At 65.4% G+C, this 26,986-nt stretch carries 30 protein-coding genes and 1 tRNA gene; 28 read left to right on the forward strand and 3 right to left on the reverse strand.

Going from position 1 to position 26,986, the window contains the following annotated elements; all coding sequences use genetic code 11:
• The first annotated feature begins 3 nt into the window (after positions 1-3).
• The 25 genes from KGR00_RS06790 (at position 4) to KGR00_RS06910 (ending at position 22,546) form a co-directional block, all read left to right on the forward strand.
• The gene (locus tag KGR00_RS06790) at positions 4-1,509 is read left to right on the forward strand and encodes a hypothetical protein (RefSeq protein WP_224424198.1); all 1,506 of its coding nucleotides are present in this window, start codon (positions 4-6) and stop codon (positions 1,507-1,509) included.
• Positions 1,503-3,134: a DUF935 domain-containing protein gene (locus tag KGR00_RS06795; protein WP_224424199.1), complete on the forward strand. Its 1,632-nt coding sequence runs from the start codon at positions 1,503-1,505 to the stop codon at positions 3,132-3,134. Before KGR00_RS06790 ends, KGR00_RS06795 begins: the two co-directional genes overlap by 7 nt.
• Positions 3,121-4,287: a phage minor head protein gene (locus KGR00_RS06800; RefSeq protein WP_224424200.1), complete on the forward strand. Its 1,167-nt coding sequence runs from the start codon at positions 3,121-3,123 to the stop codon at positions 4,285-4,287. The genes KGR00_RS06795 and KGR00_RS06800 overlap by 14 nt, the downstream gene beginning before the upstream one ends.
• A 146-nt stretch (positions 4,288-4,433) precedes the next feature.
• Positions 4,434-4,877, forward strand: a complete 444-nt coding sequence (locus KGR00_RS06805; RefSeq protein WP_224424201.1) for a phage virion morphogenesis protein — start codon at positions 4,434-4,436, stop codon at positions 4,875-4,877.
• 336 nt (positions 4,878-5,213) lie between these two features.
• Entirely contained in the window at positions 5,214-6,185 is a 972-nt protein-coding gene (locus KGR00_RS06810; RefSeq protein ID WP_224424202.1) for a hypothetical protein, read from the forward strand.
• Between the two features lie 46 nt (positions 6,186-6,231).
• Positions 6,232-7,353: a phage protease gene (locus tag KGR00_RS06815; RefSeq protein ID WP_224424203.1), complete on the forward strand. Its 1,122-nt coding sequence runs from the start codon at positions 6,232-6,234 to the stop codon at positions 7,351-7,353.
• Between the two features lie 18 nt (positions 7,354-7,371).
• A complete protein-coding gene (locus tag KGR00_RS06820; RefSeq protein WP_224424204.1) occupies positions 7,372-7,803 on the forward strand; it encodes a hypothetical protein in 432 nt (143 codons plus the stop codon).
• A gap of 14 nt (positions 7,804-7,817) precedes the next feature.
• Complete coding sequence (locus KGR00_RS06825; RefSeq protein ID WP_224424205.1) at positions 7,818-8,723, forward strand: Mu-like prophage major head subunit gpT family protein; 906 nt, start codon at positions 7,818-7,820, stop codon at positions 8,721-8,723.
• 38 nt (positions 8,724-8,761) lie between these two features.
• Positions 8,762-9,154, forward strand: coding sequence for a hypothetical protein (locus KGR00_RS06830; protein ID WP_224424206.1), 393 nt, complete (start codon positions 8,762-8,764; stop codon positions 9,152-9,154).
• The gene (locus KGR00_RS06835) at positions 9,154-9,558 is read left to right on the forward strand and encodes a DUF1320 domain-containing protein (RefSeq protein ID WP_224424207.1); all 405 of its coding nucleotides are present in this window, start codon (positions 9,154-9,156) and stop codon (positions 9,556-9,558) included. The genes KGR00_RS06830 and KGR00_RS06835 overlap by 1 nt, the downstream gene beginning before the upstream one ends.
• 9 nt (positions 9,559-9,567) lie before the next feature.
• Positions 9,568-9,876 carry a hypothetical protein gene (locus KGR00_RS06840; protein ID WP_224424208.1) on the forward strand — a complete coding sequence of 103 codons (309 nt, stop codon included), beginning with the start codon at positions 9,568-9,570 and terminating at the stop codon, positions 9,874-9,876.
• A complete protein-coding gene (locus KGR00_RS06845; RefSeq protein ID WP_224424209.1) occupies positions 9,863-10,285 on the forward strand; it encodes a hypothetical protein in 423 nt (140 codons plus the stop codon). The genes KGR00_RS06840 and KGR00_RS06845 overlap by 14 nt, the downstream gene beginning before the upstream one ends.
• Positions 10,286-10,290: 5 nt before the next feature.
• Complete coding sequence (locus tag KGR00_RS06850) at positions 10,291-11,217, forward strand: phage tail tube protein (protein WP_343232828.1); 927 nt, start codon at positions 10,291-10,293, stop codon at positions 11,215-11,217.
• A gap of 59 nt (positions 11,218-11,276) precedes the next feature.
• Positions 11,277-11,600: a hypothetical protein gene (locus KGR00_RS06855; protein ID WP_224424211.1), complete on the forward strand. Its 324-nt coding sequence runs from the start codon at positions 11,277-11,279 to the stop codon at positions 11,598-11,600.
• Positions 11,600-12,016, forward strand: a complete 417-nt coding sequence (locus KGR00_RS06860; RefSeq protein WP_224424212.1) for a DUF1799 domain-containing protein — start codon at positions 11,600-11,602, stop codon at positions 12,014-12,016. The genes KGR00_RS06855 and KGR00_RS06860 overlap by 1 nt, the downstream gene beginning before the upstream one ends.
• Complete coding sequence (locus KGR00_RS06865) at positions 12,009-17,126, forward strand: tape measure protein (RefSeq protein ID WP_224424213.1); 5,118 nt, start codon at positions 12,009-12,011, stop codon at positions 17,124-17,126. The genes KGR00_RS06860 and KGR00_RS06865 overlap by 8 nt, the downstream gene beginning before the upstream one ends.
• The gene (locus KGR00_RS06870) at positions 17,123-18,484 is read left to right on the forward strand and encodes a hypothetical protein (RefSeq protein WP_224424214.1); all 1,362 of its coding nucleotides are present in this window, start codon (positions 17,123-17,125) and stop codon (positions 18,482-18,484) included. The genes KGR00_RS06865 and KGR00_RS06870 overlap by 4 nt, the downstream gene beginning before the upstream one ends.
• Complete coding sequence (locus tag KGR00_RS06875; RefSeq protein ID WP_224424215.1) at positions 18,481-19,308, forward strand: hypothetical protein; 828 nt, start codon at positions 18,481-18,483, stop codon at positions 19,306-19,308. The genes KGR00_RS06870 and KGR00_RS06875 overlap by 4 nt, the downstream gene beginning before the upstream one ends.
• A gap of 2 nt (positions 19,309-19,310) precedes the next feature.
• Positions 19,311-19,994, forward strand: coding sequence for a hypothetical protein (locus tag KGR00_RS06880; RefSeq protein WP_224424216.1), 684 nt, complete (start codon positions 19,311-19,313; stop codon positions 19,992-19,994).
• 1 nt (position 19,995) lies between these two features.
• On the forward strand, positions 19,996-20,286 hold the full coding sequence (locus KGR00_RS06885; RefSeq protein WP_224424217.1) for a hypothetical protein: 291 nt from the start codon (positions 19,996-19,998) through the stop codon (positions 20,284-20,286).
• The gene (locus KGR00_RS06890) at positions 20,283-20,669 is read left to right on the forward strand and encodes a hypothetical protein (RefSeq protein WP_224424218.1); all 387 of its coding nucleotides are present in this window, start codon (positions 20,283-20,285) and stop codon (positions 20,667-20,669) included. The genes KGR00_RS06885 and KGR00_RS06890 overlap by 4 nt, the downstream gene beginning before the upstream one ends.
• A gap of 49 nt (positions 20,670-20,718) precedes the next feature.
• Positions 20,719-20,901: a hypothetical protein gene (locus KGR00_RS06895; RefSeq protein WP_224424219.1), complete on the forward strand. Its 183-nt coding sequence runs from the start codon at positions 20,719-20,721 to the stop codon at positions 20,899-20,901.
• 140 nt (positions 20,902-21,041) lie between these two features.
• Positions 21,042-21,239 (forward strand): Com family DNA-binding transcriptional regulator, encoded by a 198-nt coding sequence (locus tag KGR00_RS06900; protein ID WP_224424220.1) that lies wholly within the window; start codon positions 21,042-21,044, stop codon positions 21,237-21,239.
• Positions 21,190-21,981 carry a DNA adenine methylase gene (locus tag KGR00_RS06905; RefSeq protein ID WP_224424221.1) on the forward strand — a complete coding sequence of 264 codons (792 nt, stop codon included), beginning with the start codon at positions 21,190-21,192 and terminating at the stop codon, positions 21,979-21,981. Before KGR00_RS06900 ends, KGR00_RS06905 begins: the two co-directional genes overlap by 50 nt.
• Positions 21,982-21,997: 16 nt before the next feature.
• On the forward strand, positions 21,998-22,546 hold the full coding sequence (locus KGR00_RS06910; RefSeq protein WP_224424222.1) for a hypothetical protein: 549 nt from the start codon (positions 21,998-22,000) through the stop codon (positions 22,544-22,546).
• A gap of 228 nt (positions 22,547-22,774) precedes the next feature.
• On the opposite strand, the gene KGR00_RS06915 is transcribed toward KGR00_RS06910, so the two are convergent.
• Positions 22,775-22,851, reverse strand: a tRNA-Pro gene (locus KGR00_RS06915).
• 209 nt (positions 22,852-23,060) lie between these two features.
• On the opposite strand from KGR00_RS06915, the gene KGR00_RS06920 reads away from it, so the two are divergent.
• Together KGR00_RS06920 and KGR00_RS06925 are read left to right on the forward strand one after the other, a co-directional pair.
• Complete coding sequence (locus KGR00_RS06920) at positions 23,061-23,423, forward strand: CidA/LrgA family protein (RefSeq protein ID WP_129138408.1); 363 nt, start codon at positions 23,061-23,063, stop codon at positions 23,421-23,423.
• Entirely contained in the window at positions 23,420-24,148 is a 729-nt protein-coding gene (locus tag KGR00_RS06925; RefSeq protein ID WP_224417224.1) for an LrgB family protein, read from the forward strand. The genes KGR00_RS06920 and KGR00_RS06925 overlap by 4 nt, the downstream gene beginning before the upstream one ends.
• Positions 24,149-24,299: 151 nt before the next feature.
• Here the strand turns inward: KGR00_RS06925 and KGR00_RS06930 are convergent, their stop codons facing one another.
• The gene (locus KGR00_RS06930; RefSeq protein WP_224417223.1) at positions 24,300-24,668 is read right to left on the reverse strand and encodes a hypothetical protein; all 369 of its coding nucleotides are present in this window, start codon (positions 24,666-24,668) and stop codon (positions 24,300-24,302) included.
• 104 nt (positions 24,669-24,772) lie between these two features.
• Positions 24,773-26,227 carry a DASS family sodium-coupled anion symporter gene (locus KGR00_RS06935; RefSeq protein ID WP_224417222.1) on the reverse strand — a complete coding sequence of 485 codons (1,455 nt, stop codon included), beginning with the start codon at positions 26,225-26,227 and terminating at the stop codon, positions 24,773-24,775.
• Between the two features lie 286 nt (positions 26,228-26,513).
• Here KGR00_RS06935 and KGR00_RS06940 point away from each other — a divergent pair, with 286 nt between their 5' ends.
• Positions 26,514-26,981, forward strand: coding sequence for a DUF2489 domain-containing protein (locus KGR00_RS06940; protein WP_224417221.1), 468 nt, complete (start codon positions 26,514-26,516; stop codon positions 26,979-26,981).
• Positions 26,982-26,986 lie beyond the last annotated feature (5 nt).

Below are 26,986 nucleotides of genomic sequence, written 5' to 3' on the forward strand. Positions count from 1 at the left end.
GCCATGCCCGAGTCGGTCCTGCTGCCGTATCAGCAGGCGTGGGTCGAGGATGAGTCCGACCTCAAGCTCGCCGAGAAGAGCCGCCGTACCGGGATCACCTGGGCGGAGGCCGCCGACGCGGTGCTGGCCGCCAGCGCCGCGCGCACCGCCGGCGGCACGAACCACTTCTACGTCGGCTCCAACAAGGAGATGGCGATCGAGTTCATCGACGCCTGCGCGATGTGGGCCAAGGCCTTCGGCAAGGCGGCCTCGGCAATCCAGGAGGAGGTCCTGCACGACGAGGACAAGGACATCCTCACCTTCAACATTCACTTCGCCAGTGGCTTCAAGATCCAGGCGCTCAGCTCGCGGCCGTCCAACCTGCGCGGCCGCCAGGGCAACGTCACCATCGACGAGGCCGCCTTCCACGAGCAGCTCGCCGAGGTGCTCAAGGCGGCGCTGGCACTGACCATGTGGGGCGCCAAGGTGCGGCTGATCAGCACCCACAACGGCGTCGACAACCTCTTCAACGAGCTGATCCAGGACAGCCGCGCCGGCAAGAAGCGCTACAGCGTCCACCGCATCACCCTCGACGATGCCTGCGAGCAGGGGCTGTACCGGCGTATCTGCCAGGTGCGTGGCGAGACATGGACTCAAGCAAAGGAAAACCAGTGGAAGGCCAACCTGCTGGCCGACACCGCGACCCGCGAGGACGCGCTCGAGGAGTACTACTGCGTGCCCAAGTCGGGCGGTGGTGCCTACCTGTCGCGCGCCCTGGTCGAGTCACGGATGGTCGACGCCCCGGTGGTGCGCTTCGAGGGCTCGGCCGAGTTCAACGCTACCCCGGAATACTTGCGCGCCGCCGACATGCACGACTGGTGCGAACGCGAGCTGCGCCCGCTGCTAGAGCAGCTCGATCCCCGCGACGTGCATTGCTTCGGCGAGGATTTCGGCCGCAGCGGCGACCTCACGGTCATCGCGCCCATGGCCATCACCCAACAACTGAAGCGCGTCGTGCCGTTCCTGGTCGAGCTGCGCAACGTGCCGTTCAAGCAACAGGAACAGGTGCTTTACTACATCGCCGATCGGCTGCCACGGCTCCAGGCCGGGGCGCTCGATGCCCGGGGTAACGGCCAGTACCTGGCCGAGCAGGCGGTGGAGCGCTACGGCAGCGGCATCATCGAGGCGGTGATGCTCTCGCAGGCCTGGTACCTGGAGGCCATGCCCAAGTTCAAGGCCGCGCTCGAGGACGACGACCTGGCGATCCCGCGCGACCGTGACGTCGGCGACGACCTGCGCGCCATCGAGGTGATCAAGGGCATTCCCAAGTTGCCGGACGGCAAGACCGGTGACAGCAAGGTCCGCCACGGCGATGCCGCCATCGCGCTGGTCATGGCCTATTACGCGTCGCTGCTGGAGACCACCCCCATCGACTTCATCGCCGTGCCCAAGTCGGGCCGCGCGAGCCCGGACGATGACGACATCAGTGACCTGCACGATCTTCACGACGGTCTAGGAGGCGGATGGTGAGCCTGACTCAGAAACTACGTGCGCTCTTTGGCACCGGCCGTGACGAGCAATCGCGCGCCCTGGACGAACAACAGACCGCCGACGCTCGCGTGGGCCAACTGAAACGCGAATTCGCCGAGCACCCCTCGCGCGGGCTGACCCCCGCACGCCTGCACCAGATCCTGGAAGGCGCCGAACAGGGCGACCTCAAGTCGCAAAGCGAACTGTTCGACGACATGGAGGAGAAAGACCCGCAGATCGGCGCAGACCTGGGCAAGCGCCGCCAGCTCGCCGCCGAGCTGGAGTGGCAGATCGTCCCGCCGGATAACGCCAGCGCTGCCGAGAAGCGCGCCGCCGACCAGGCCGCCGAGGTGTTCGACGGGATCGAGGTCGAGGATCTCATCCTGGAGCTGGGTACCGGCATCGGCCACGGCTGGGCCAATCTCGAATTGACCTGGGGCCGGGACGGCGCCCAACGCTTTATCGAGCAGCCCGTGCTACGGCCACATTCATGGTTCCGCCTGCACGGCGAGGATCAGAACCGCATCACCCTGCGCGACAGCTCAAACAACGGCGCCGACCTCTGGGCGCTGGGCTGGGTGCAGCACCGCCATCGTGCCAAGCCAGGCTATGTGGCGCGGATGGGTCTGGGGCGCATGCTCGCCTGGCCCTACCTGTTCCAGAACTACGCCCTGGGCGACCTGGCGCAGCTGCTCGAGATCTACGGCCTGCCGGCACGGGTCGGCAAGTACCCCAAGAACGCCACCCAGCAAGAGAAGGCGACATTGCTGCGCGCCGTGGTCTCCATGGGCAAAGACGCAGCAGGGATTGTGCCGGAGGGCATGGCCATCGAGTTCATGGAGGCCGCCGGCGGCCGCGCCGATATGTTCGAGTCGATGATCCACTGGTGCGAGCGCGCCAAGGCCAAGGCGATCCTGGGCGGCACCCTGACCTCCGGTACCGGCGAGGGCACCAACACCAACGCGTTGGGCAACGTCCATGAACGGGGCCAGACGTCGCTGATCCGCTCCGACATCCGCCAGTACGCCGGCACCATCCAGCGCGACATCCTGTGGCCGCTGGCGGCGCTCAACTTCAACATCGACAGTCGCCGGCGCGCGCCGCGCTTCATACTCGATATGGGCGAGACCGAGGACTACCAGACCCTGGCCAAGACGCTCCCGACGTTTGTCGATATGGGGATGAACATCCCACGCTGGTGGGCTCACGAGAAGACCGGCATCCCCGAGGCGACCGACCAGGACGAGATCCTCACACCGCGTGCTCAACCCTTCGGCCAGGCCATGCTCAGCACCGGCCGGCCGCCGGGGCTGGCCGCGCTGCGCGAGGCGCCGGCAACACCCACACCGGCCCAGCCCGAGCACTACCGCGAGCCGGCAGCCAGCGTGCTCGAACGCGCTGCGCAGCCGGTGCTCGATGGCTGGATCGATCAGGTACAAGCGATCGTCGATCGGGCCGAGTCGTTCGAGGATCTGCAGTCGCGCATCCTGGCGGCGTTCAGCGACCTGGACGAGAACCAGCTCGCTGAGGTGATGGGCCAGGCGTTCCTGGCCGCCAACCTCGCCGGACGTTCGACCGTCAGCGACGAGGTGCAACGTAGCGAGAACGACCGTGCCAACGCTTAGCGCCATGTTCCGGCGGCCGTTCGCCGAGCAGCTCGCCTACTTCCGCAAGAAGCTCTCGGTGCCCAGCGAGCGCTGGGACGATCTGGTCCGCGACCAGCACGACAAGGCGTTCGTCGTCGCCGGCGCCACCAAGGCGGATCTGCTTGCCGACCTGCGCGCGGCCGTCGACGACGCCATCGCGGGCGGCCAGAGCCTGGGCGAGTTCCGCCGCCAGTTCCGTGAGATCGTCGCCAAGCGCGGCTGGACGGGCTGGACCGGTGAAGGCACCAAGGCCGGGACGGCCTGGCGAACCCACGTCATCTACAAGACCAACATGGACACCAGCTACATGGCTGGGCGTTGGCAGCAGATGACCGACCCCGACGTGGTCCGCGCGCGGCCGTACTGGCGCTACGTCCACAACACCGTCGAAAACCCGCGCATCCAGCACCAGCGCTGGGACGGCCTGGTGCTACCCGCCGGCGACCCATGGTTCCACACCCACTGGCCACCCAATGGCTGGGGCTGCAACTGCGGCGTCGAGACGATGAGCCGACGGCAGCTCGAGCGCAGCGGCCGCACCGGGCCGGACACCGCGCCCAACGACGGTACCGTCGAGCACGTCAACGACCGCACCGGTGAGGTCACCGAGCTGCCGCGCGGCGTCGGTTACGGCTGGAACTACGCGCCCGGCAAGAGCGCGGTGGAGACCGCCATCGCCGCCCGGCTCAACCGGCTGGATACCGTCGAGGCCAACATCGCTCGGCGCAACGTGGCCGACCTGGTGGCCAGCGATCTATTCGCACGGTTCTTCGCCGGCGAGGTCCAGGGCGAGTTCCCGATCGCCGTGGTGCCGCCGGTGGAGCGCGAGATCCTCGGCGCTGAGTCACCCACGGTGCTGCTCTCGCAAGCGAGCCTCGCCGCGCATATCGAGAAGCACCCGGAGATCGGCCTGGCTGACTATCGGCGCGTGCAGACGCTGCTGGACCAGGGCGAGGTCTACCGCCGTGCGGGCGAGGATGGCCGGCTTATCTATCTGACAGTGGACGGTGTGACTTACCGCGCCGCGCTCAAGCGCACGCGGGATGGCAAGCGCAACTACTTCCTGACGCTGTTCAAGGTCAGAGACCCCGAGGCGGATCGGGTAAGGAACAACGCGGAGCGAGTCAGGTAAGGCTGAGAGAGAGAAGTGCGAGGCTGGTACGCCATCCCCAGATACCTCATCTGCCGTAGCAGGGTACGCCAGGCGCATATTGGCCTCTCGCACTCGTAGACTCAGTTTGCGCCGCTGATGGCGCGCGATCAAGACCAGGAGCCAGCATGTCCATCACCCTCGACGACGACCAGGTGCTACGCGCCCTCAATGAGATGCAGCAACGCTCGGTTCGGCTGCATCCCGCCTTCAAGGCGATCGGCGAGGCGATGGTGGCCAGCACCCACGAGCGCTTCCAGGACAAGGAGGCACCCGACGGCACGCCCTGGGCGCCACTCTCCGAGACCACCGTCGAGCGCAAGGGCCACTCGCGCATCCTCGAAGGCGAGACCCACCAGCTCGCTCGCCAGATCAGCTACTCGGCCAGCGACGACGCCCTGGAGTGGGGCAGCTCGATGATCTATGCCGCCATGCAGCACTTCGGCGGCGACCAGGCCGAGTTCCCGCATCTCTGGGGCGACATCCCCGGCCGGCCGTTCCTGGGTGTCTCCGAGGAGGACCGCGAGGAGATCCTCGACGTGCTCTCCGGCTACCTACGGGGGGATTTTTGACCGAGCGCCTGTGAGGCGCTGTGAGGCGTTTGGCGCGCTGCTGGCTACCAAGGCCCACCGTGAGCCGTTTGAATGCGCACAGCGATTTTTAAACGGGGTTTAATCGGGGGTAGGAAGGAGCCAGTGGCTCAGGGTTGCGATCGGGCCTCTGTGAGGGCCTGTGAGGCGTTTTGACCCGAGACCCGGGCCAGCGGCGGCGTTGGCCCGGCAAGGCGGGTTAGAACCGCGTTAGATTGCCGATAAGAGGCATGGATGAAGTGATGTTTGGTCTATTGAAACGATTTGTGTCCAAGACGCTAGACGATATGATGGCTCCCCAAACGAAGGGGACGCCTTGTGACGGACGACAAATCAGAAGAACGCTACGAGATAGAACTGCCTCTCAAGCTGCACTTCGAGACCAAGCAGCCTGTTGCGATCAAGGATATCGCCACCTCGCTGACGGCGCTGGACAAGCTGAGCAAGCGCCTACCGGCAATGATCAGCCACCTCAGTGGCGTGGAAGTCGACGGGTACCAACTCAATGTATCGAGCATCGAGTCTGGCAGCCTAATCGAGACGCTAGGCCTGATCGTCTTTTTGAGTACTCCAGATCAGCAGCAGGCCCTACGGGACTATTTGGAAAATTCAGCCATGGGTAAGCCAATCAAGTACACGCTGGTGAGCCTCCTCGTCGTAGCGCTTATGAATGACGCTTATTCCATCCTGACGAAGTTCACGAAAGACGACGCTCCGAACATCCAGGGCAATAACAACACTGTCATCAACATCACGGCCGACAGTATCGGCGTGTCCCCTGAGGAACTCAGAAGCGCCATCAGCCAGGTGAACGCCGGAGGAAGGAAAGAGCTGGTTCGTGCGTCGCTGGATGTGGCCAAGCCGATTGCCAACCATGAAAATGCCGCACTATTTGCTGGTGATGTCGAATCGCCCGTTTCGATCCCCTCTGAAGTCTTTGAAGAAGTCCCGTTCGACGCTGACCTGAGCGCCCATGAGAGAGACTTCCCCTACGAGGACGTGCTTCTGCAGATCAGAGAGCTGAACCGCGACAGCAAAGAAGTCGGATGGAAAGGGATCGTGCCTAATGTTGTAGGCGATAAGAAGCTAAAGATCGTTTTCGAGGACGGCGTGGACCCTGGTTTGGCGACAACTGTGCCTGAGGTTCGAGCAGACGTAGTCATCACCTATAAAAACGATATCAACAAGTCTGTTCTCGTTCCCAAGTACGTTACGGTCACGCGTGTCTACCCCTTGCGCGGATCAGGCACTGCAACAGAACAGCCTGGCAACAGCTCCGAAAATTCCTAAAACGCTTTAAATCCAGCCCCACCCCCCATGCGCCCATGCTGGGCGCATGAACACGACACCTTCGCTCCATCCCATCGCCGCCTGCAGTGCGGCCACCCGCCGGCCCCCGGTGGCGGTCTGCGCGCTCCAGGTGCGCACCGACGCCGCCAAGGTGCGGCTGATCCCGGCCGGTGAGTTCGACGCCCCTCGTGGCTCCATGGAGGGGCAAGGGCCGTGGCAACTCGACGCCGCCGGCGCCCAGGCGATCATCGCTCGCGCCGCGACCCGCGCCACCGACATCGTCGTCGACTACGAACACCAGACGCTGCTCGCCGATCGCAACGGCCACCCGGCCCCCGCAGCGGGCTGGGTCGACCCGCGCTCGCTGGAATGGCGCGACGACGGCCTGTATGGCGCCATCGCCTGGACCGCCTCGGCCAAGACCGCGATCGAGGCCGACGAGTATCGCTATCTCTCCCCGGTTTTCCCCTACGACGCCGAGACCGGCGCCGTGCTCGACCTGCTGCACGTTGCCCTGACCAACACCCCGGCCATCGATACCGGCGTCGCCGAGCTGGCCGCCGCGCGCATGGCGCCGACCACCGTAGATTCCCACCAGGAGGACGACCCCGTGAAACGCGAGGATCTGATCAAGCTGCTCGGGCTGGCGAATGACGCCACCGACGAGCAGATCGAGAAGGGCCTGGCCGCGCTGAAGGCCGGCGCCCAGCAGGCCAGGACGCTGCGCGAGGCGCTCGGCGTCAAGGACGACGAAAAACCCGAAGACGCCGTCGCCGCGCTCAAGACGAAGGCCACCGACGCCAAGCCGGACATGACCCAGTTCGTGCCCAAGGCCGTCTACGAGGAGACCGTCGCGGCACTCACCGCCGCCAAGGCCGGTGGCGAAACCGCCGAGATGGATCGCCTGATCGAGGAAGGCCTCCAGGACGGGCGCATTCCCGGCAAGGCCACCGCCGACTGGCTCAAGGGCCAGGGGCTCGCCGCACTTAAGGCCCACCTCGAGGACGCCCCCAGCATCGCCGCACTCAAGGGCAGCCAGACCCGCGGCGCACCACCGGCCGACGACGCCAAGAAGGACGGCAAGTTGAACGACGAGGAGCTGGCCGTCTGCCGCGCCATGGGCATCTCGCCCGAGGACTACCGCAATGCCAACCCGGTCGCCGAGTAAACCAGGAGGAGCGCCCCCATGGTCGCCGCTACCCAGAACCGCAACACCCCGACCCGGGCCGGCCACCTGCGTGGCCACCCGGCCGCCGCCGGCTCCGTCGGCTACGCCGGCGCCATCGCCGTGATGAACGCCAGCGGCTATGCCGAGCCGGCCAGCACCGCCACCGGCCTGATCGCCCTGGGCGTGTATCACGAGGGCGTCGACAACAGCACCGGCGCGGATGGCGACGAGAACGCCATCATCGAGCGCGGCTACTTCCGCTTCGCCAACTCCAGCGGGACCGACGAGATCACCCGCGCCGCGATCGGCTCGGCCTGCTACCTGGTCGACGACCAGACCGTGGCACTGACCGACGGCACCTCCACCCGCTCCAAGGCCGGGATCGTCGATGACGTCGACGCCGCCGGTGTCTGGGTGCGGATCGATCCCACCAGCGGCATCAACGCCTAACCCGAGGTTTCGATATGGATCTCACGTCCGCCAATCTTCAGGCCCTGTTTCGGGGCTACAACACCAACTTCCAGCAGGGCTTCAACTCGCTGGGCGAGCAAGGCGCGCTCTACGAGCAGTTCTGCACCACGGTGCCGTCGACCACCGCCGTCGAGGTCTACCCCTGGCTCAAGACGCTGCCGCGCATGCGTGAGTGGCTCGGCGATCGCGTCGTCCACGGCCTCGAGGGCGCCGACTTCGCGATCAAGAACCGCAAGTTCGAACTGACCGCCGGCGTGCCCCGCGATGCGATCGAGGACGACACCTACGGCCTCTACGGCCCCACGTTCGAGGAGTTCGGCCGCTCCAGCCGCGAGCACCCCAACGAACTGACCGTCGAGGTGCTGACCCAAAACCCGGTCTGCTACGACGGCCAGCAGCTGTTCGACACCGATCACCCGGTGCTGGACAAGGACGGGAAGGAAATCAGCGTCTCCAACGACCTGGGCGGCACGGGCCCGGCCTGGTACGTGATGGACCTCTCGCGGGCCATCAAGCCGATGATCTTCCAGCGTCGCCGCGACTACTCGTTCCGCGCGCTGACCGATCTCAACAGCGATCGCGTGTTCATGACCGACGACTTCATGTTTGGCACGGATGCGCGGGTCAACGCCGGCCCCGGCCTGTGGCAGCTGGTCGTGCGTTCCCGCCAGGACTTCACCGCCGCCAACTACGAGGCTGCGCGCAAGGCGCTCCAGGAGATGACGGGCGACTACGGCCGGCCGCTGGCCCTGCGCCACAGCCACACCATGGTGCCCAACGGCCTGGAAGGCCCGGCGCGCAAGGTGCTGCAGAACGAGCTGACCACCGGTGGCGAGACCAACCAGTGGGCCAACACCTCGCAACTGATCCTCAACCCCTGGTTGCCGAGCGCCGCGTAAGCGGCGCCGGGCCTCAACTCACCTGAGGAGACAGCGACATGGCCACCACCCAACGCAAGCGGGCATCCCGTGCCAAAGCCGACGCGAATACCGCCGCCAAGGCGCCCGAGCCGTCGCCGGCGACGTCCGAGGAATCGACGGCAGCGACGGAGTCCGCCGCTGCCAACCGTCAACTCATGACGCCCGACGCCGGTGAGCACACCGCCGAGGGCGCCATGAACGACCCGCCCCTGGAGGAGATCCCTGCGCTGTTCATTCGTACCCGCAAGGCGGTACCGCGCCGCCGGCGTGCCGGCTTCGTCTTCACGCCCGAGGGTCACGGCATCGCACTCGCCGCGCTGAGTGCCGACCAGATCGCCGCGTTCGAGAGCGACCCGACGCTGATCGTCGAAGAGTGCACGTTCCCGGCTGATGCAGAGGACGCTCAGTGATGGCCTACGTCGATCAGGCCGCGCTGACCACGCGCTTCGGCGAAGACGAGCTGCGCGCGCTCGCGCCCGACGGCAGCGGTGGCATCGACGCCGACACCGTGCAACGCGCCTGCAGCGATGCCGAGGCCGAGATCGATGCGCGCCTGAATGGCGCCGGCTACGCCACGCCGCTGTCGCCGGTGCCGGCAGCGCTCGCGGCCCATGCCGCCGACATCGCCCGCTACCGGCTGTACGACGACCAGGTCAGCGACGTCGTGAAGGGACGCTATGACGACGCCATGCGCTTCCTGCGGGCGATCGCCCGGGGCGACGTCAAGCTCGGCGAGGGCGGCGACCCGTCCCCGGCCGAGGCGACCGTCGAGTTCCAGTCGACGCCGGGCGTCTTTCCCGGCGGCGGCTTCTAGGAGAGAGCCATGACCACCAAGAGCAAGACCCGGGCGACCCAGCAGGCCGCCCAGACCGACGACACGGCCTCCCAGGCGCCCGCGCCGCGTGCCGATATCGTGGTCCGCGTGAAGACCCGCCAGCTCGGCCAGCGCCGTGGCTGCTGCGGGGTGATCTTCACCGGCGAATGGAAACGCCTGGTGCTGGACGACAAGGGCAGCGCCTGGAAAGCGATTCAGGCCCATCCCGACCTGGTCGTCGAGCGGTTGGCCGAGACGCCGCCTGCCGACGGCGAGGGCCCGGCCACCGCCGCAAGTGCCGGTGATGCTGAGTCTTGATCCCTGGCTGGAGCGCCTCGAGGCCGCGACCCTGCCGGCGCCGGTGGAACTGGCCGCCAACCTCAAGGCCGCCCAGGAGACCCGGCGCGTCCCCGGTGTGCAGCTGGTGCCGGGCCGCGATCGGGTGACGCATCAGAAGCGCATCCCCAATCCGCGCCACAAGGTCACCACCGAAGTGATTCTGGTGACCGCCGTCGCTCGTTACGGCAGCGCCCGGATGGGGCATGGCAAGGATGCCCTCGCCGAGCTGCGAGAGCCGGTGCTGCGCTCCCTGATCCACTGGATGCCGCCGGGCGCCGAGATCGCCATCCGCTGGAACGGCGGGAACCTGCTGACCCTGAATGACCACGCCCTGTTCTATGCCGACGTACTGGCCACCGACTACTGGTGGAAGGAGATGACACCGTGAGCGATATGCGCACCAACCGCCGGGCCATGCTGTTCGCCCTTGAGAGCGCCTACAACGACGGCACCACAACCCCGGATGCCGCCACCGATGCCTTGTTGATGACATCGATCGACGTCACGCCGCTGGCTGGCTCCGACATCGAACGCAGCTACATCCGGCCCTACTACGGCAACGCCAGCCGGGCCCCCGGCGAGAAGCACGTCCAGGTGGACGTCGAGATGGAGCTGGCCCTCTCGGGCACGCCGGGTACCCCACCCAAGTGGGGCAAGCCCCTGCGCTGCTGCGGCTGGTCGGAAGTGATCGAGGATGGCGTCAGCACCACCTATGCGCCGGTCTCCTCCGACGAAGATTCGGGCGTGTTCTTCTGCCACGTCGACGGGGTGCTCCACAAGGGGCGTGGGGCTCGCGGCACTCCGCGTTTCACCCTCAACTCCGAGTCGATGCCGGTGGTTCGAATGACATTCCACGCCCTGATCAGCCCGGTGACCCAGGCCGAGCTGCCCACCGTGGACCTCAGCGGGTGGCGGGAAGCCCTGGCCATCAACTCGCTCAACACCGAGAAGCTGTCGATCTTCGGGCTCGACGCGCCGTTTAGCCAGTTCAGCCTCGACATGTCGGCCAACGTGCGTCACCGCACCGTGGTCGGCGCCAACGACGTGGCGATCACCGGCCGCGCGCCCTCCGGCTCGGTGACCATCGACGACATGGGCATCGGCACCGTCAACCTCTTCGACAAGCACAAGAAGGCCGAGACCGGGCTGATCAAGCTCACTCACGGCCAGACCGCCGGCGAGATCCTCGAGATCAGCATGCCCCGCTGCGGTATCGAGTCGCCGACCTACGCCGATGACAGCGGCGTGCAGATGCTCTCGATGAACTATCGCCCCGAGCCGATCGCCGGCAACGACGAAGTCACCATCGTCTGCAAGTGACCGGCCGTCTGGCCGGTCGTTACCACCCTTTTAACCCGTTCTGAATCGAGGTATCCAACGTGTTCACACTCAACACCCAGCGCACCTACCGCCAGCCCGTCAACTTGACCGTCTACGACGAGCGCGGCAAGGAGAAGACCGGCTCGTTCACCGCCACTTTCAAGGTGATGCCCCACGATCAGCTGCGCGAGCAGCCGGACGGCGTGACGTTGCTCGACGCCGTGCTGGTCAGTGTCAGCGACATCGAGGTCCCCGGGCCGGACGGCAAGGCGCTCGAAGGCGAGGAGCTGCTCGAGGCCGTCAAGAACGACCCGGCCGCCTCGGTCGCCCTGGTCACCGCTTACCAGAACAGCATCGCAAAAAAGAACCGGCCCAGGAGCTGATGGAGATCGGGCGCTTCTGGGCCAGTGACGGAAAAGACACCTTGAGCGACGACCTGGAAGCCCTGGGCATCCAGGTCCCCAACTCGCTGAGGCGTCCCGTCACGTTCCCTGTCTTGCCCGAAAACTGGGAAGCGCTGCAGATCTTCCTGGCCTGCCAGAGCCAGTGGCGCGTTTCCCCGATGGGGGTTCTCACCGGGATCGATTACGGCTCGGTGAGCGCAGTCATGCAGATGCGCCAAGTGCCGCCCACGGAGCAGGCCAAGCGCCTCGACGAAGTCCAGCGTATCGAGCGCGGGGCGCTGCTCGAGAAGCGCGGGGAATTCGACGCTGAGATGCGTCGGCAAGAGAGACGCCATCAACAGATGATGGCCCGGTATGACGAACTCGAGGCCCAGTTGGACGCTTTGAATGGCTGACGATCTCACGCTCAAGGTAACGCTCACCGGTGACGGCCGGCGCCTCTCCGGCACCCTGCGTGACGCTTCCGGTGAGGTGCGTCAGTTCGGTGATACGACCGAGACCCAGGGGGACCGGGCGACCGAATCGCTCGATCGGGTCAACCGTGCCGCCGACGCGGTGCGTGGGACCCTGCTGGCGATCGGCGGCGCGCTGAGCGTCCGCGAGGTAATCGCGTATTCCGATGCCTGGACCAACACCACCAACCAGATTCGCACGGTCTCGGACAGCAACGAGCGTCTGATCGCGAGTCAGCAACGGCTGATGGAGATCGCCAACGACACACGCACCTCTTATGAGTCCACGGCCAATCTCTATGCCCGCCTGAGCCGCGCAACTTCTGGCCTCAATCTCGGCTACGAGCGTACCTATCGCCTCGTCGAGACGATCAACAAATCGTTCGCGGTCAGTGGTGCCACGGCAGAGGAAGCGTCGGCGGCGATCGTGCAGCTTTCCCAGGGCTTGGCCGCTGGCGCCCTTCGTGGCGATGAGTTCAATTCAGTCTCGGAGCAAGCCCCGGCGATCATGTACGCGATCGCCGATTCGCTCGACATGACGCTGGGTGAGCTGCGTGAGTTCGCAGCCTCGGGCGGTATCACGGCGGAGATCGTCGTCAACGCCCTGGAGAAAGCGAGCACCACCATCGATCAAACGTTCGGTGGTGCGATCGCGTCGTTCGGCCAGAAGATGACCGTTGCACGCAACGAGATGATCGAGTGGGTGGGTACCAGCCAGCAGGTCAGCAGCGCTGTGGACCTTACCGGGGACGCGATCCTCGGGCTGACTGGCCACCTGGACGAGCTTGTCACGCTGGGTACTGTCCTTGCCACCCTCTACGCCGGGCGCCTGGCCGGCAGCATCGCCACCGCGACCACCCAGATTGCCGCCCGCACCGCCGCCAGCATCACCGACGCCAAGGCCGAAGCCGCCGCCGCGACGGCCGTCACCCGGCGGACCGCCGCCGAGGCCCAGGCCGCCAAGGCACTTTTGAGCACGGCGCGACTCGAGGCCAATGCGACCCGCGGGACCAGCGCTCATACGTTCGCGCTACAGCAGTTGAGCGTTGCCCGCGTGCGCGCCGCCGAGGCCGCCGGTGCGCATGCCTCGGCGACGGCTGCGGCAACCGCCGCCATGTCGCGGGCCAGCGTCGCGGCTCGTGGGCTGCGAGGGGCGCTAGCGTTGCTGGGTGGCCCAATGGGTGTCGCGCTGATCGCGGTGGGCGCGCTGTATGCTTTCCGCGAGGAGCTGGGTCTGGTGCAGACCTATGCCAAAGATGCCGCTGACGAAGTGGATCTGCTCACGGGGAGCATCGAAGGGCTCAGCCAGGCGCAGCTCGAGAACAAGAAGGTCGGCATCGTCGCCAACCTGGTCCAGGCGCAGATCGAAGCCGCGACCCTGCAGAAACAGATCGACGATCTCCAGGAGAAAGCCCACTCGGAGTCGATCCAGTTCCAGGGTCGGCCCGGGGCTGCGGCGGCCCAGCTCTCCGGCGTCGGCGGCAGCGGCGGGCTCACCGAGGAGCTGAAAAAGCGCCAGGCCGCCATCGACGCCAACGTCGAGGCACTCGACCAGGTCAATCAGGCAATCGCTGCATTCGGTGAAGCCTCCGATGCGGCCACGCCGCCCGCGAACCGGCTCAACACCGAGTTCGACGACGGTGCCAAGGCCGCCGGGGAATACGAAAAACGGCTATCCAGCCTGCTCGATCAGCTGTATCCGCTGCAGAAAAGTCAGCGCGACTACGCCGAGCAAAAAGCCATCCTCACCGAATACTCGCTTCGCGAGAACAAGTCGGTAGCGTGGCTCGAGGACGCCTATGCGCGCCTCGACAAGCAGTATCAGAACACCGGGAGTGCCGCCGAGGAATATGGCCTGACGGCCGAGAAAGCCAACAAAGCCATCGCCGAGTCGATCGACCCCGCCGTCGTCGCCGTCGAGCGCGGCATCCAGCGGCTCGACGATAGCTTCGTCGATTTCTGGGAGAACCTGCTGAGCGGGGCCGAGAACACCTTCGACTCGTTCAAGAACGTCGCGATCAGTACGCTCGCGGAGATCATCCACGCCTATACGACCCGCCAGATCACCGCTTCCCTGGGGCTCGCCATCGGCGGCGATGCCACCGGCTCGGGAACTGGTGGCGGCATGGGTACCGGGTCTTTGTCGGATCTCGGTTCCAAGGCACTGTCGCTCTACAACGGGGGCGGTCAGATCGCCGGCAATGCCTACCGAGCGTTCATGGGTACCGGCTCGACCTATTCCGGGATGTTCGGCAGCGAGCTGGTGGCCACCGGTAATGGGGGCGTGGTGTCCGGTCTCAACTCCGTCGCCAACGCCGGCATGTTCACCAACGCCGCGTTGGGCATCGGTGGAGGCTTGATCGGTGGCTACGCCGGCACCGAGATCGGCTCTGCACTGACCGGTAAACAGGCCAATTCCAACTATGGTGCGACGCTCGGCGCAGCGGCCGGTCAAATGCTCATTCCCATCCCCGGGCTCGGCGCATTCGTCGGCGGTACTGTCGGCGGCATCCTCGACTCGGCATTTGGCTCGAGCCCGCCCGAACTCGACCTCTCCATGCGCCGCCGCCCGGCCGAGGCCTACGACGACCGACCGAATTGGGACGAGGGCGTTAGAGCAGTCGGCGCATTTGGCACCGTCGGGTTGGACGAGGATGGCACGCACGACATGAACTCGCTCTGGGACCCGAAAGAGGCCCAGAAAGTGTTCGACGCCATCGCCCAGATGGACACGCTGCTCGCGTCACTGGCAAAAGACGAGGGCCAGGTATCGGCCATGCGGGATGCGGTGATGGCACCGGACCGTCATGGCATGCAGGGCCACTACGGCGAGACCAGCCATCCGGAAAATCTCATCCCGCGCCTGACCAGCCGCTACAAGGACGCCCTTGCCGTGCTGGAGAGCCCGTTCCAGGACACCATCCAGGCATTCGAAGGGTCGGCCCAGGACCTGGTCGGCCTGGCCTTGAATCTGGATTCCGTCACGACGGCGGTGGGCGATAACGCCTCGGCCATGGCCGAGGCGCAGCAACGTCTGGCCGATTCCGACGACCTCGTCACCACGGCCGCCGAGCTGGCCACTCAGGCCCAGGCGATGGTGGCGATCCAACCGGCTATCGAGCGGCTGCATCTACAGTTCGACGCCACGGGTGACGGCGCCCTGAAAGCCGCCGGCAACCTCGTCGAACTCGCCGGCGGCTTCGACCAACTCGTTTCGATCCAGCAGGGCTACTATCAAGCCGTTTACTCGGATAACGAGATCCTCGGCAACACCGTCAGCGACATGCTCGAGCAGTTCGAGCAACTCGGCGTCAACGCGCCGGCGTCGACCGAGGCGCTGCGTAAGATGGTCGAGGCCCAGGACCTGAACACCCAAGCGGGCCGCGAGCTACAGCTCCAGCTGATGCAGCTCGCACCGAGCTTCGCCAACACCGTCGATTCAATCTCCGACGCGATCAGTCAGCAGTATCGCGACCTCGGCGAGACGCCCGCCAGTGACGATCTCGATCGGTATGTCGAGCAGGTCACCAGCGGCTCGATCACGCTCAACGAGGCACTCGAGCGCATTGCCGATGCCGTTGCCGAGACCGCCTCGGCGACGGAAGAAGCCGCGCGCGAAGCGGCCGAGGCGGCGGCCGCCGCACGGTCGTCATTGCTCGCCCATGTCTCGTTGTACAGCAACGGCGTGGTCGACTCGGTCAATGAGGCGCTGGAGAGCTACAACCGTCAGTCAGACGCCGTCAGCGACCTGCAGCAGAGTCGCGAGGCGCAGCTCGAGGACGAGAAGCGGGCCATCGCGTCGCTCGGCGACATGCTCGACGCGATGCGCCTGTCCGATCAATCGATCCTGAGTCCCGCCGAACGCCTCGCCGAGTCACGCCGTCAGTTCGCCGCGCTGCAGGTGCGCGCGGAAGCCGGCGACACCGGGGCCGTCGATCAGCTCGGCCGGGCCAAGGACGACTATCTCTCCGCCGCCGGCGACTACTACGGCCAGGCCTCCGCGCCCTATGCGGCGATCTACACCGAGGTCGAGTCCGCGCTATCCGGGCTCAAGGATCAGTACGGCGATTCGCTCGAGGCCCAGGGCTCGCTCGAGGACGTCCAGCGCCAGGTGCTCGAGGAGCAACGCCAGGCGCGCAACACGCTGCTCTCGTCGCTCGAGCAGCAGGTCCAGCAGTCAACTCAGCTCGAATCCATCGCCGATCTGCTGTCGCTGCTGCCGCCGTCGCTGGCCGACTCGCTCTCGGCGATCTTCCCGGAGTACGCCACCGACGTCGGGTCGTCGTTCAATGCCGCCGCGTACCTGACCAACAAGACCGCCCAGGTCAACGCCAAGCGACAGGACGGCCGTGACGACTGGACCCTGGGTGAGGTCTATGACCGGATCATCCAAGATTACGGCTCGCTGGAAGCCCACTATCAGCAGATCGGCCGGGACGAGGGCGTGTCGCCCACCTACCAGTCCGGCGAGGACACCGTCGGCCAGCAAACCCAACGCTTCGACGAAGACACCTACGTCGCCAACCAGGTCGCGTATCTCAACGACCGCGATCGCGGGGAACGCACCTGGTCGGGCCTGCAGTTCTACATGGCGCTGGACGACGCCAACCTCAGTGCCTACGAGCACTGGCTGCGCTATGGCCGCGCCGAAGGCGTCGCCGCGTATGCCCAGGGTGGCGCCTTCACTAACGGGGTCGTCCAGGAGCCGACCTATTTCGACACGGGGCTGATGGGCGAGGCCGGCCCCGAAGCGATCATGCCGCTGACGCGTACCGCCGACGGCTCGCTCGGCGTGCGATCGCTGCCGTCACGGCCGATGCCGTTCATCGACGCCGGCCTGTCGACGAACGTCGACCTGGGGCCGGTCGTCGCCGAGCTGAAAGCACTGCGTCAGGACAACGTCGAGCTGCGCGCGCGGCTCGATGCGCTGGTCGAGACAAGCAGCGACACCGCCGTACACACCCGTGCCACGGCCGCTCACAGCAAGCGCACGGCCGAGAACGTCGCCGAGGGTAACCGTCATTCACGGACGCGACAGAGGATGCCGGTATGAACGATCAGCAGTACCGGCAGTGGCTGGATCAGCCCAACGAGCAGCGCGTCATGCTGCTGGAACTGCAGCATGCCGGCGGCGTCGTCCAGGTCGCCGATCAGCCGTACATCGCGCCGATCGCCGACCACCTCGACGATCCGGTTTACGAGGACGTGCTGATCGAGGCCGTGGGCATATCGACCCGCATCGATGGGCTGATCGAATTCGGTGATATCCGCCTGCGCGACGATGGCGGGATCACCCACTGGCTCGGCTATCAGTTCCGGGGCTACCCGGTGCGCGCCTACCTGGGCGGCATGCACTGGTCGCGGGCGGACTTCCGACTGATCGCTGTGGCCACCAACGAAGGCATCCGTTCCTGGGAGCGCGGCGAGCTGGTCTGCTCGATCATGGACGCCAGCAGCAAGCTGGACGAACCGATCGACACCGGCACCCTCGAACTCGGCGGCAACCCGGTCCCGTTCGTGCTCGGTCGCTGCTTCAACGTGCCGGCCTATCGCATCTCGACGCAGGCCGACACCTATCGCGTCAGCTATCTGCCGCTGGCGAGCGTACAGCCCCGGGACAACGGCAACGCCGTGCCCCATGCCAAGGATCTCGCCAACGGCGCGGTCACGCTGGATAACCACCCGGGCAACGCCAGCACCATCACGGCGGCGGCCCACGAGTCCCACGACACTCCGATGGCCATGGTCGCGTGGATCGCCGCCCATTACGGGATCGAGGTCTCGCCGGCCACCGCGCTGCCCGACGTCACCGTGGGCATCCAGTCCTCGAGCGCGATCAGCGGCGCGCAGATCCTCGAGCAGCTCCGCGACACCCTCGGTGCCGGCTGGATGATCGATGCCCTCGACCGGCTCGACGTGCGTGTGCTGACGGCGCCCACCGGCGAGCCCGACATCACCCTGGCGCCCGACGACATCGTCGATGGCACCCTCGAACTCGATACCGTCGAGCCGCCCTGGTCGGCACTGACCCTGCGCTGGGGCCGCAACGACGCCGAGCTGCGTGGGGTCGCCGCCACCATCGACGATACCGACCCGGCACTCGCCGCGCGCTACCAGCGGGCCTGGAGCGAGTCGACCGACTCCCAGGCCCTGGACGGTCACCCGCTGGCGACGCCGGTCACGCGCGACACGCTGCTGCAGGTCGAGAACGACGTCGCCGCCGAGCGGGATCGGCGCCTGGCGTATCACGCCGAGCGCCGCGAACGCTGGCGGGTCACCACCTACGTGCCCACCGTCACCGTCTATCAGTCGATCCGCGTCGGCCTGGCGCCCATTGCCGAGCGCGTCGGCCGGGTGACCGCCGTGCGGCCGCAGGTGGGCGGCAAGGCCGAACTGGAGATTCTGCTATGAGTCGCGCGTTACGCCTGGTGCTCGACAACATCCATGATCGCGCCGCATTGAGCGCAACCAGCGAGGCTCAGGGGCTGTCGATCGGCAACACGCAGCGCAACGAGCGTAACCGCGTCTGGCGCAGTACCGGCACCAGTACCCAGGTCATCACGGGGACGCTCGCCGCCGGTGCCTACGTCGACGACATCGTCATCCTCGGTCACAACCTGACCTCGGCCGGCACCCTGCGCGTCGAGCTGCTCAGCGGCTCGAACGTCATCCGCGACAGCGGCGAGGTTTCAACCGGCGAGATCATCCCGGCGGGGATCTGGCGGGCCGGCATCGACCCGTACATGGCCACCTACAACGACAAGCTCAAGGTGCCCACCAAGCGGCTTACCGTCACCCCGGCGGCGATCACCGGTTACCGCCTCACCCTCAATGATCCGAGCAACCCGGCCGGTGCGCTTGAGATCGCGCGGATCGTGCTCGGCCTGGCCTTCGAGCCCACCACCAACATGAGCTACGGCGTCCAGACGACCTGGGTCGATCCCGCGACCCACGAGCGCAGCGCCGGACAGACCCTGCGCACTATCGGCGGTGGCCATCCGCGCAAGCAGGTCCGCTTCAGCCTCGACTGGCTCGAACCAGGGGACCGCGAGCGCCTGATCGAGGAGATCGCCGAGATCGGCATGATCCGCGACGTCTTCGTCGATCTCTACCCCGACAGCACCGGCCTGGAACGGCTGTCCGGCCAGTTCGTGGGGCGCCTGACCGCGGGCTACGGCGACACCCACGATCACCACCGCAACCACGCCTCGACGATCACTATCACGGAGGTCTGACCGTGCTATTCACACTCTTTAAGCCCGACGAGATCAGTTTCGCTGACCAGCGTATCAAGGCCGGTGACCAGGTCGCGTTCATCGCGAAGTTCGAGTTCACTCAGGACGCTATCGCTCAGTTCGCTGCCGAATGCCGGCAGATGGTCGACTCGATCCAGGCCGGCTACGACGGCATGGTCGCGCAGATGGAAGCAACCCAGGCCGCCGCCGAGCAGGCGGCCGCTGATCGCCAACAGACCGGGCTGGATCGACAGGCCACGGGCGAGGACCGGCAGCAGACGGGACTCGATGCACAGGCCACGGCGGCAGACCGGCAGCAGATCGGCGAGGACCGGGCAGCGGTCGCTGCCGACCGGCAGCAGACCGGCGAGGATCGAGCGGCCACCGCCGCCGATCGGCAGCAGACCGGCGAGGACCGAGCCGCGACGCAGCAGGCCCGCCAGGCCGCCGAGGCGCTGTACAGCGATCTGGATGCGGTCAAAGCCGCGCGCGACCAATCGACCGCCGCCGCGCAGTCCGCGAGCGATGACGCCGACCGGGCCGAAACCGCCGCCGGTCAGGCCACGAACCTGATCGCTAATCACGAGGCCGCGGCGGATCCTCATTCTCAATATGTTCAAAAGAAAGACCAAAACTATGGTGCCCGGATGACTGCCGGACGCCTCATGTTCATGGGAGGGTTTTGAGATGCCAGCAATTACTCAGATTTTTTCTCAGAGAGGAGACTCATACACGGTTCCGGCTGGCATGCGGGCAATAGTAAAGCTGCAAGCATTTGATTTGTCTACAGATAACGGGCGATTGGAGGTGTTGATACAGGGGAAAAGTATTTTTAAAGTCTCAAGCGAGAGCAGTCTAAACGCAGAAATAAGCCTGGTTTTAGCGGCTGGCTCAAATATCAGAATGCAGTTTCTTTTCAACAACTCGATTCTTGAGGGAGTTGTTGTCTTAAGCGGATTCATCGAGGAAGACACATGAAGATCAAAATCACTCAGAAGCTGAGTCCGGCAGAAGCTGCATTACAGCACATCAACGCTGCATCTGAAGCAGCTCTCGCCGACCTGCGCCGTCAGTACCCCCAGTACGAGATCGACACCTGGCCCCAGCAGGAGGCCGAGGCTCGAGCGTGGCAGGCCGACAACAACGCCCCCACGCCGACCCTCGACGGTATCGCCGCACGGCGCGGCATTGCATTCGAGGAGTTGGTGCGGCGCGTGATCGCCAACGCCGAGGCATACCGCCCAATAGTCACCGACGTCATCGGCAAGCGTCAGCGTCTCGAGGACCAGATCAGGGCGGCGGTCGAAGCCGGTGATGCCGAAGCGATCCGAGCAATATCGTGGCCTGAGGAGGTGAGCTGAGTACGTCGTGATGACAGGCTCAGTGTGTCCTCAACCAGGAGAAACCACCATGAGTTACACGACCAGCGACGACATCATCGAGAGCACGATTGCCGCACTCTTCGACTGGGATAACCCCCGTACACAGCAGTCGGCTGAAGCCAGCCTTGATCGTTGGCTGCAACGAGGCGGCCTCACAGGCCAGCAGATCGAGAGCGTCGAAGCCGCCTTGGATAAGTACCGAAACCGATAGAAGAGGAGCGATCACCGGCGGTGGTGCAACACCGGCGGCGATCCCAACCTGCAGCCATAGCCTGCAAGCCGGCAAGGCTCCCCGCCCCTGCAGAGGCGAGGCAAGTCTGGCCGATTTCTAACGCGTTAGAAAGGCTTGTCATGGCATTGAAAGAGATCCGCTGCGGCGGTTGCAACAGGATGCTGGCCCGTGCCAGCCAGTTCGACACCCTAGAGATCAAGTGCCCGCGCTGCGGGCGCCTCAACACTCAGAGAGCCACGAGCTCCATGCCAAACAGGAAGCAAAACCGTGGCTCAACCGATAATCCCGTGGATGGGCGGCAAGCGTCGCCTCGCTGATCGCATCTTCCCGTTGATGCCGGATCACCAATGCTACGTCGAGCCATTTGCCGGCGGCGCGGCGCTCTACTTCCTGCGCCCCGTGCCGGCCGACGTCGAGGTGCTCAACGACGTCAACGGCGACCTGGTCAATCTGTATCGGGTCGTCCAGAACCATCTCGAGGAGTTCGTCAGGCAGTTCAAATGGGCGCTCAGCTCACGCCAGGTGTTCGAGTGGCTCAAGATGACCCGCGTCGAGACGCTCACTGACATCCAGCGCGCCGCCAGGTTCTACTACCTGCAGCAGTCAGCATTTGGTGCCCGTATCGAGGGGCAGACGTTCGGCACTGCCACCACGACGCCACCCGGCCTCAACCTGCTGCGCTTGGAGGAGACGCTGTCAGCCGCCCACCTGCGGCTGGCCAGCACCTACATCGAGCATCTGCCGTGGCAGGAGTGCATCACCCGCTACGACCGCGCCCACACCCTGTTCTACATGGACCCGCCGTACTGGCAGACTGAGGGCTACGGCGTGCCGTTTGGCATCGAAGAGTACGAGCAGATGGCCGAGATCCTCGGTAAGCTCAAGGGCAAGGCGATCATCTCGCTGAACGACCACCCCGACATCCGCCGCGTGTTCACGAGCTACCACATCGAGAGCACCGACATCCGCTACACCGTCGGCGGCGGCAAGGGCCAGGAGGCCCGCGAGGTGCTGATCTTTAGTTGGGACGTCGAAGCCGAGCCGGCGGGGCTTTTTTGATAGGGAGGGAGTCAGTTTGGGCGAGGACACAGTAGCGCAGATACTCGCGCAGCTAGCTGAAATTCAGGCTTCAGTCGATGAGCCGAGCACTGGCTGGTTCACTGTCGGCGCTGCGGTTATCGGCTTCCTGACAGCGATGCTCCCCACAGTCTTGTTGGAATATCTGAGGAGACGCCATGAGACGAGGACCTTGCGTGCCTCACTTTCAGCCGAGATGGCGGGTATTTCAGAGATCATCCGAGCTAGGGACTATGTCACCGAGTTGCGAAAGGGCGCAGAAGATAGACCACCGACGTTCCAGGTGAATATCCCAACCGACTATTTCGTTGTCTACAAAGCGAATACGGCTAAGCTAGGGCTGCTCGAGCCGTCAGAAGCTAAACGCATCATCCGCTTCTACCATCTCGTCGAGAGCGTCATCCAAGATGTAACCCCAGGAGGCATACTCTACGAGGGTAAGGCGAAACCGGATGCCTTCAAGCAGGATGCCGACTTCCTAGAGAGTGCCCTCCGATTGGCTGATGAGATCACATCAGAGCCTGATGCCAATCAGGGCGCGAAATAGTAGCAGCGACGCTGTGTGGCCCTGGTGCCAAATCCTGCGCGCAGCTATGCCAAATGCAGCGCGCGGTTACACAGGCAAGAGGGCGCCGGAGTCATCCCGGCAGGAGATGACGCCCTCTGGAAACAGGTCAACCCCATAGCGTTTTGACAATTTTTTGACAAAATCTTGACGGCAACGAAAAACCGCCGCTTCGGTTGACCCGTAAGCGGCGGTTTTCTTTAATCTTTCTGGTCGGAGCGACTGGATTCGAACCAGCGACCTCTGCAACCCCATTGCAGCGCGCTACCAAGCTGCGCCACGCTCCGACAATGCCGCGACTTCATCAGCATTCGCTGAAGTGTTCGCCGCAGGACGAGGCATATACTAACGATTCCTCGATCAAATGCAAGTGGAAATTACGCTTGGCATTCAATCGCTTGTCGCTGATGGACGTGGCAGTGGGTCGGCCTCGGCTCGAGATGTGCGACTTTCGTAGTATCATGCTGGCCGCAAGCGTTGCCAGAAGGGGAGAGAGATGCCGTTGATCGTCGGTATGAGCGTACTGCTGGGTTGTCAGTTCATCGGTGAGTTGCTGGTCAGGGCATTGTCGCTGCCGGTGCCCGGGCCGGTGATGGGGATGGTCGTGCTGCTGGTGGCCCTGATGGTCAACGGTCGGGTGCCCAGCGCCCTGCGAACGGCCGGTGAGGGCTTGCTGCGTTATCTGACCCTGCTGTTCGTGCCCGCCGGGGTGGGGATCATGTCGCATTTCGGGTTGATCGGCGAGGATCTGGGCATACTCGCCGTGACCCTGGTGGTATCCACCGGGCTGACCCTGGCGGTGACCGCCAAGGTGCTCGACGTGCTGGCGAAGCGCCGTTGGGGCGGGGGTGACTCATGACTCTGACGGGGCTCGATCAGCTCTGGGTCTACCTGTCCGGCAACCCCCTGGTATCGCTGCTGGCGACGCTGGTGGCCTTCTATCTGGCCACGCACCTCCATCGCCTGGCGGGGCATTCCACCTTCGCGCATCCGGTTCTGGTGGCCATCGCCCTGTTGATCGGCTTCCTGTTGCTGACCGGCATCGACTACGCGAGCTATTTCGAGGGCGCGCAGTTCATCCACTTTCTGTTGGGGCCGGCCACGGTGGCGCTGGCGATTCCGCTGTTCGACCATCGCGAGCGGGTGCGCCGCATGCTGGTGCCGATCCTGGTTGCCTGTCTCGCGGGTATCGTCACGGCGGTGAGTTCGACACTGGGCATTGCCCTGCTGATGGGGGCGCAGCCCGAAGTGCTACTGTCGCTGGCGCCTCGCTCGGTCACCTCGCCGATCGCCATGGGCATCGCCGAGCAGATCGGTGGCATCCCCTCGCTGGCGGCGGCGCTGGTCCTGCTCACCGGGTCGATCGGTTGCACGCTGGGTCCGTGGATCTTTCGCTGGCTGCGCATCGAGGACCCCAGCGTCAAGGGGTTCACCATGGGGCTGGCCGCTCACGGCTTCGGCACCGCGTACTGCTTTGCCTCGGTCGGGGCGATGGCGGGCGCCTTCGCGGGGCTGGCCATGGGGCTCACCGGCATGCTCACCGCCTTCGTGCTGCCGGCTATCGTCGCGCTGTTCGGAGTGTGAGCCGGCGTCAGAGGGTGTTTACAAAATGCCTGCGCTCGACAATACGGCGTTAAAATCGGCCTCAAAATACTCATTTACTCCGTGTAAACTCCGTTTTTTCGGCCGATTTTGCCTTGTCTTGCCTTCGCTCGCCGACTTTGTAAACACCCTCTCAGATCTCGTCCCAGATACGCTCGCGAAGGTCGTGGCTGAGTTCGCTGACCTTGCTGAAACGCCGGGCCGCGGCATTGGCCACCTCGGAGGCGGCCTGCTGGTAGCAGGAGGAGAGCGCCGAGGGATCGCGCAGCGCCTCGGGATCCCAGGCGCAGCGGGCGAGCTTTTCACTGGACGTGGCGACAACCTTGAGAAACTCGGCTTCGTGCTGCATGGCCTCGCTCATGGTCTGCAGCCAGGCCAGTTGCATCCGCGTGATCGGCGCCGTGGACTCCAGCCACTGCTGCATCCACCAGGTGGGCAGCGAGTCGCCGTTCAGCAGAGAGGCCAAGGCGTCGTTGCCGGTTCTGGACTTGCGCGTTGCCATACGAACCTCCCGTCGCGTCGAACGTGGGTTGAGTATAGGCGTTGCCGCAGGGTGTGCCTCGGCGTTCTGCCGTCATGTGCCCGAATGCTGATCGAGGTCATGGCTCACCAGAACGTCGTGAGCAGGAAGTAGACCACGCCGGTGACCACCAGGGTGCCGATCAGGTTGAGCACGAAGCCCGCCTGGATCATCGACTGGATTCGCATGTGGCCGGTGGCGAAGACGATGGCATTGGGCGGTGTCGCCACCGGCATCATGAAGGCGCAACTGGCGGCGATGGCGGCGGGCACGGTGATCAGGATCGGCGAGACGTCGAGCGACAGCGCCAGTGCCCCGAGCAGCGGCAGGAAGGCGGCCGAGGTGGCAGTGTTGGAGGTCACTTCGGTGAGGAAGATGATCACCAGCACCACCATGCCCACCAGGCCGATCAGCGGCAGGGCGCCGAACACCGACAGGTGGTTGGCGATCCACTCCGCGAGACCGGAACGCTTGATGACCCCCGCCAGCGCCAGGCCGCCGCCGAACAGCAACAGCACGCCCCAGGGCAGGTCACGCGCCTGTTCCCAGCTCAGCAGCCGGTGGCCTCTCTGGCCGCTGGGCAGAATGAACAGCAGCAGACCGGCGGCGATGGCGATACCGGTATCCGACACCCACCCGAGGCCGGCATCGTTGATCAACGGCCTCGTGACCCAGGCCAGGGCGGCGAGCAGGAAGATCGCCCCGACGCGACGTTCCGCCGTCGACAGGCCGCCCAGCTCGGCCAGCTGGTCGTGCACCAACTGCGCGCTGTCCTCGCCGGAACCCAGCGAGAAGCCGCCGCGGGTCAGCCATAGCCAGGCGGCGACCATCATGATCACGCTGACCGGGATGCCCACGATCATCCATTGCGCAAAGCCGATCTCGATGCCCCGGTCGCTGGCGAGGTAACCGGCGAGCAGCGCGTTGGGCGGTGTGCCGATCAGTGTCGCGATCCCGCCGATGCTGGCGGCATAGGCGATCGCCAGCAGCAGCGACGTGGCGTAGCGGTTGAGTTCCTGCGGGTCACGGTCGTCGAGCAGACTGATCACCGACATGCCGATCGGCAGCATCATGATGCTGGTGGCGGTATTGGAGACCCACATGCTGAGGAAGCCGGTGGCGATCATGAAGCCGGCGATCTGGCGGCGCGGTTGATGACCGACGATCTGCAGGACCTTGAGGGCGATGCGCCGGTGCAGATCCCAGCGCTGCATGCCGAGCCCCAGCAGGAAGCCGCCCAGGAACAGGAAGACGATCGGGTCGGCGTAGCTGGCGGCCGTGGGATCGATGTCGCCAATTCCCAGGGCCGGTACCAGCACCAGGGGGAGCAGGGCGGTGGCCGGGATGGGAATCGCTTCCGTCGACCACCAGGTCGCCATCAGCAGGGCCATGCCCGCACAGTGCCAGGCCGCGGGCGACATCCCCGCCGGTGCCGGAACGAGCAGGACCATGACGACCCAGGCAGGGCCCAGCCAGAAGCCGATACGTGCGGCGAGCGAGGGCGGCGCCGCTTGTTGCCGGGTGTCGTTATCGTTCGCCATGAGGTGCCTCCTTGCATGTTCCGTCATCGCTGGCGGGCGTCGAATCCGCCGCATTCCTGTCCGGCCGGGCCCGCCATCGGGCATGGTCGGGGCCCCGAGGATTTGTCCGAAAAGCCGACGAGCGCAGGCAGTTTTCGTGCCGAGCCTAGAGGATAGCCAATCAACGCGCTACGAGCCGAGTCAAGCGCTTCGCTACGCCACGTTCGTCGCCCGATCGCGACGCTTGGGTCCATGACGGTGCCCGCGTATACTGCGCGCACTCGCAAGTGAACCGCATGAGGCGCGCATGACAGAAACGACGGCCTGGCTGCTGCTGCTGGTCGGCCTGATCCTGATCGCCGGGCTCGCCGGCTATGCCTATTCGCTGTGGCGGGAAGTCGGCCGCCGCAAGCGCTTCCGCGAGGAAGAGGTCCAGCGCGCCAATCACAACTGCCTGGAGAGCCTCGATGGCCTCGCCCGGGCGATGCTGGCCGAACAGGTCGACCTGACCGAAGGCTCCCTGCGTTGCAAGGTGCTTCTCGAGATCATCGACCCCGGGCTGGTCGAACGCGACGCCTTTCGGGTCTTTGCCGAGGTCCATCGGCGCACCTCGCATCTGCATACGCACTCCGCGCGCGCGGCGCTGACCCCGCGCGAGCGGATGGGCGAGGATCGCGAGCGTCTGGCGGTCGAGTCCGACCTGCGTCGCGAGGTACTTGCCGCGGCTCAGGCGGTACTCGATTTCAAGCAGCGCTGGCCGGCCAGCCTCCATTGATCGTC

The organism is Modicisalibacter sp. MOD 31.J (assembly GCF_020147985.1).
GTDB classification, from domain to species: Bacteria; Pseudomonadota; Gammaproteobacteria; order Pseudomonadales; family Halomonadaceae; genus Modicisalibacter; species Modicisalibacter coralii.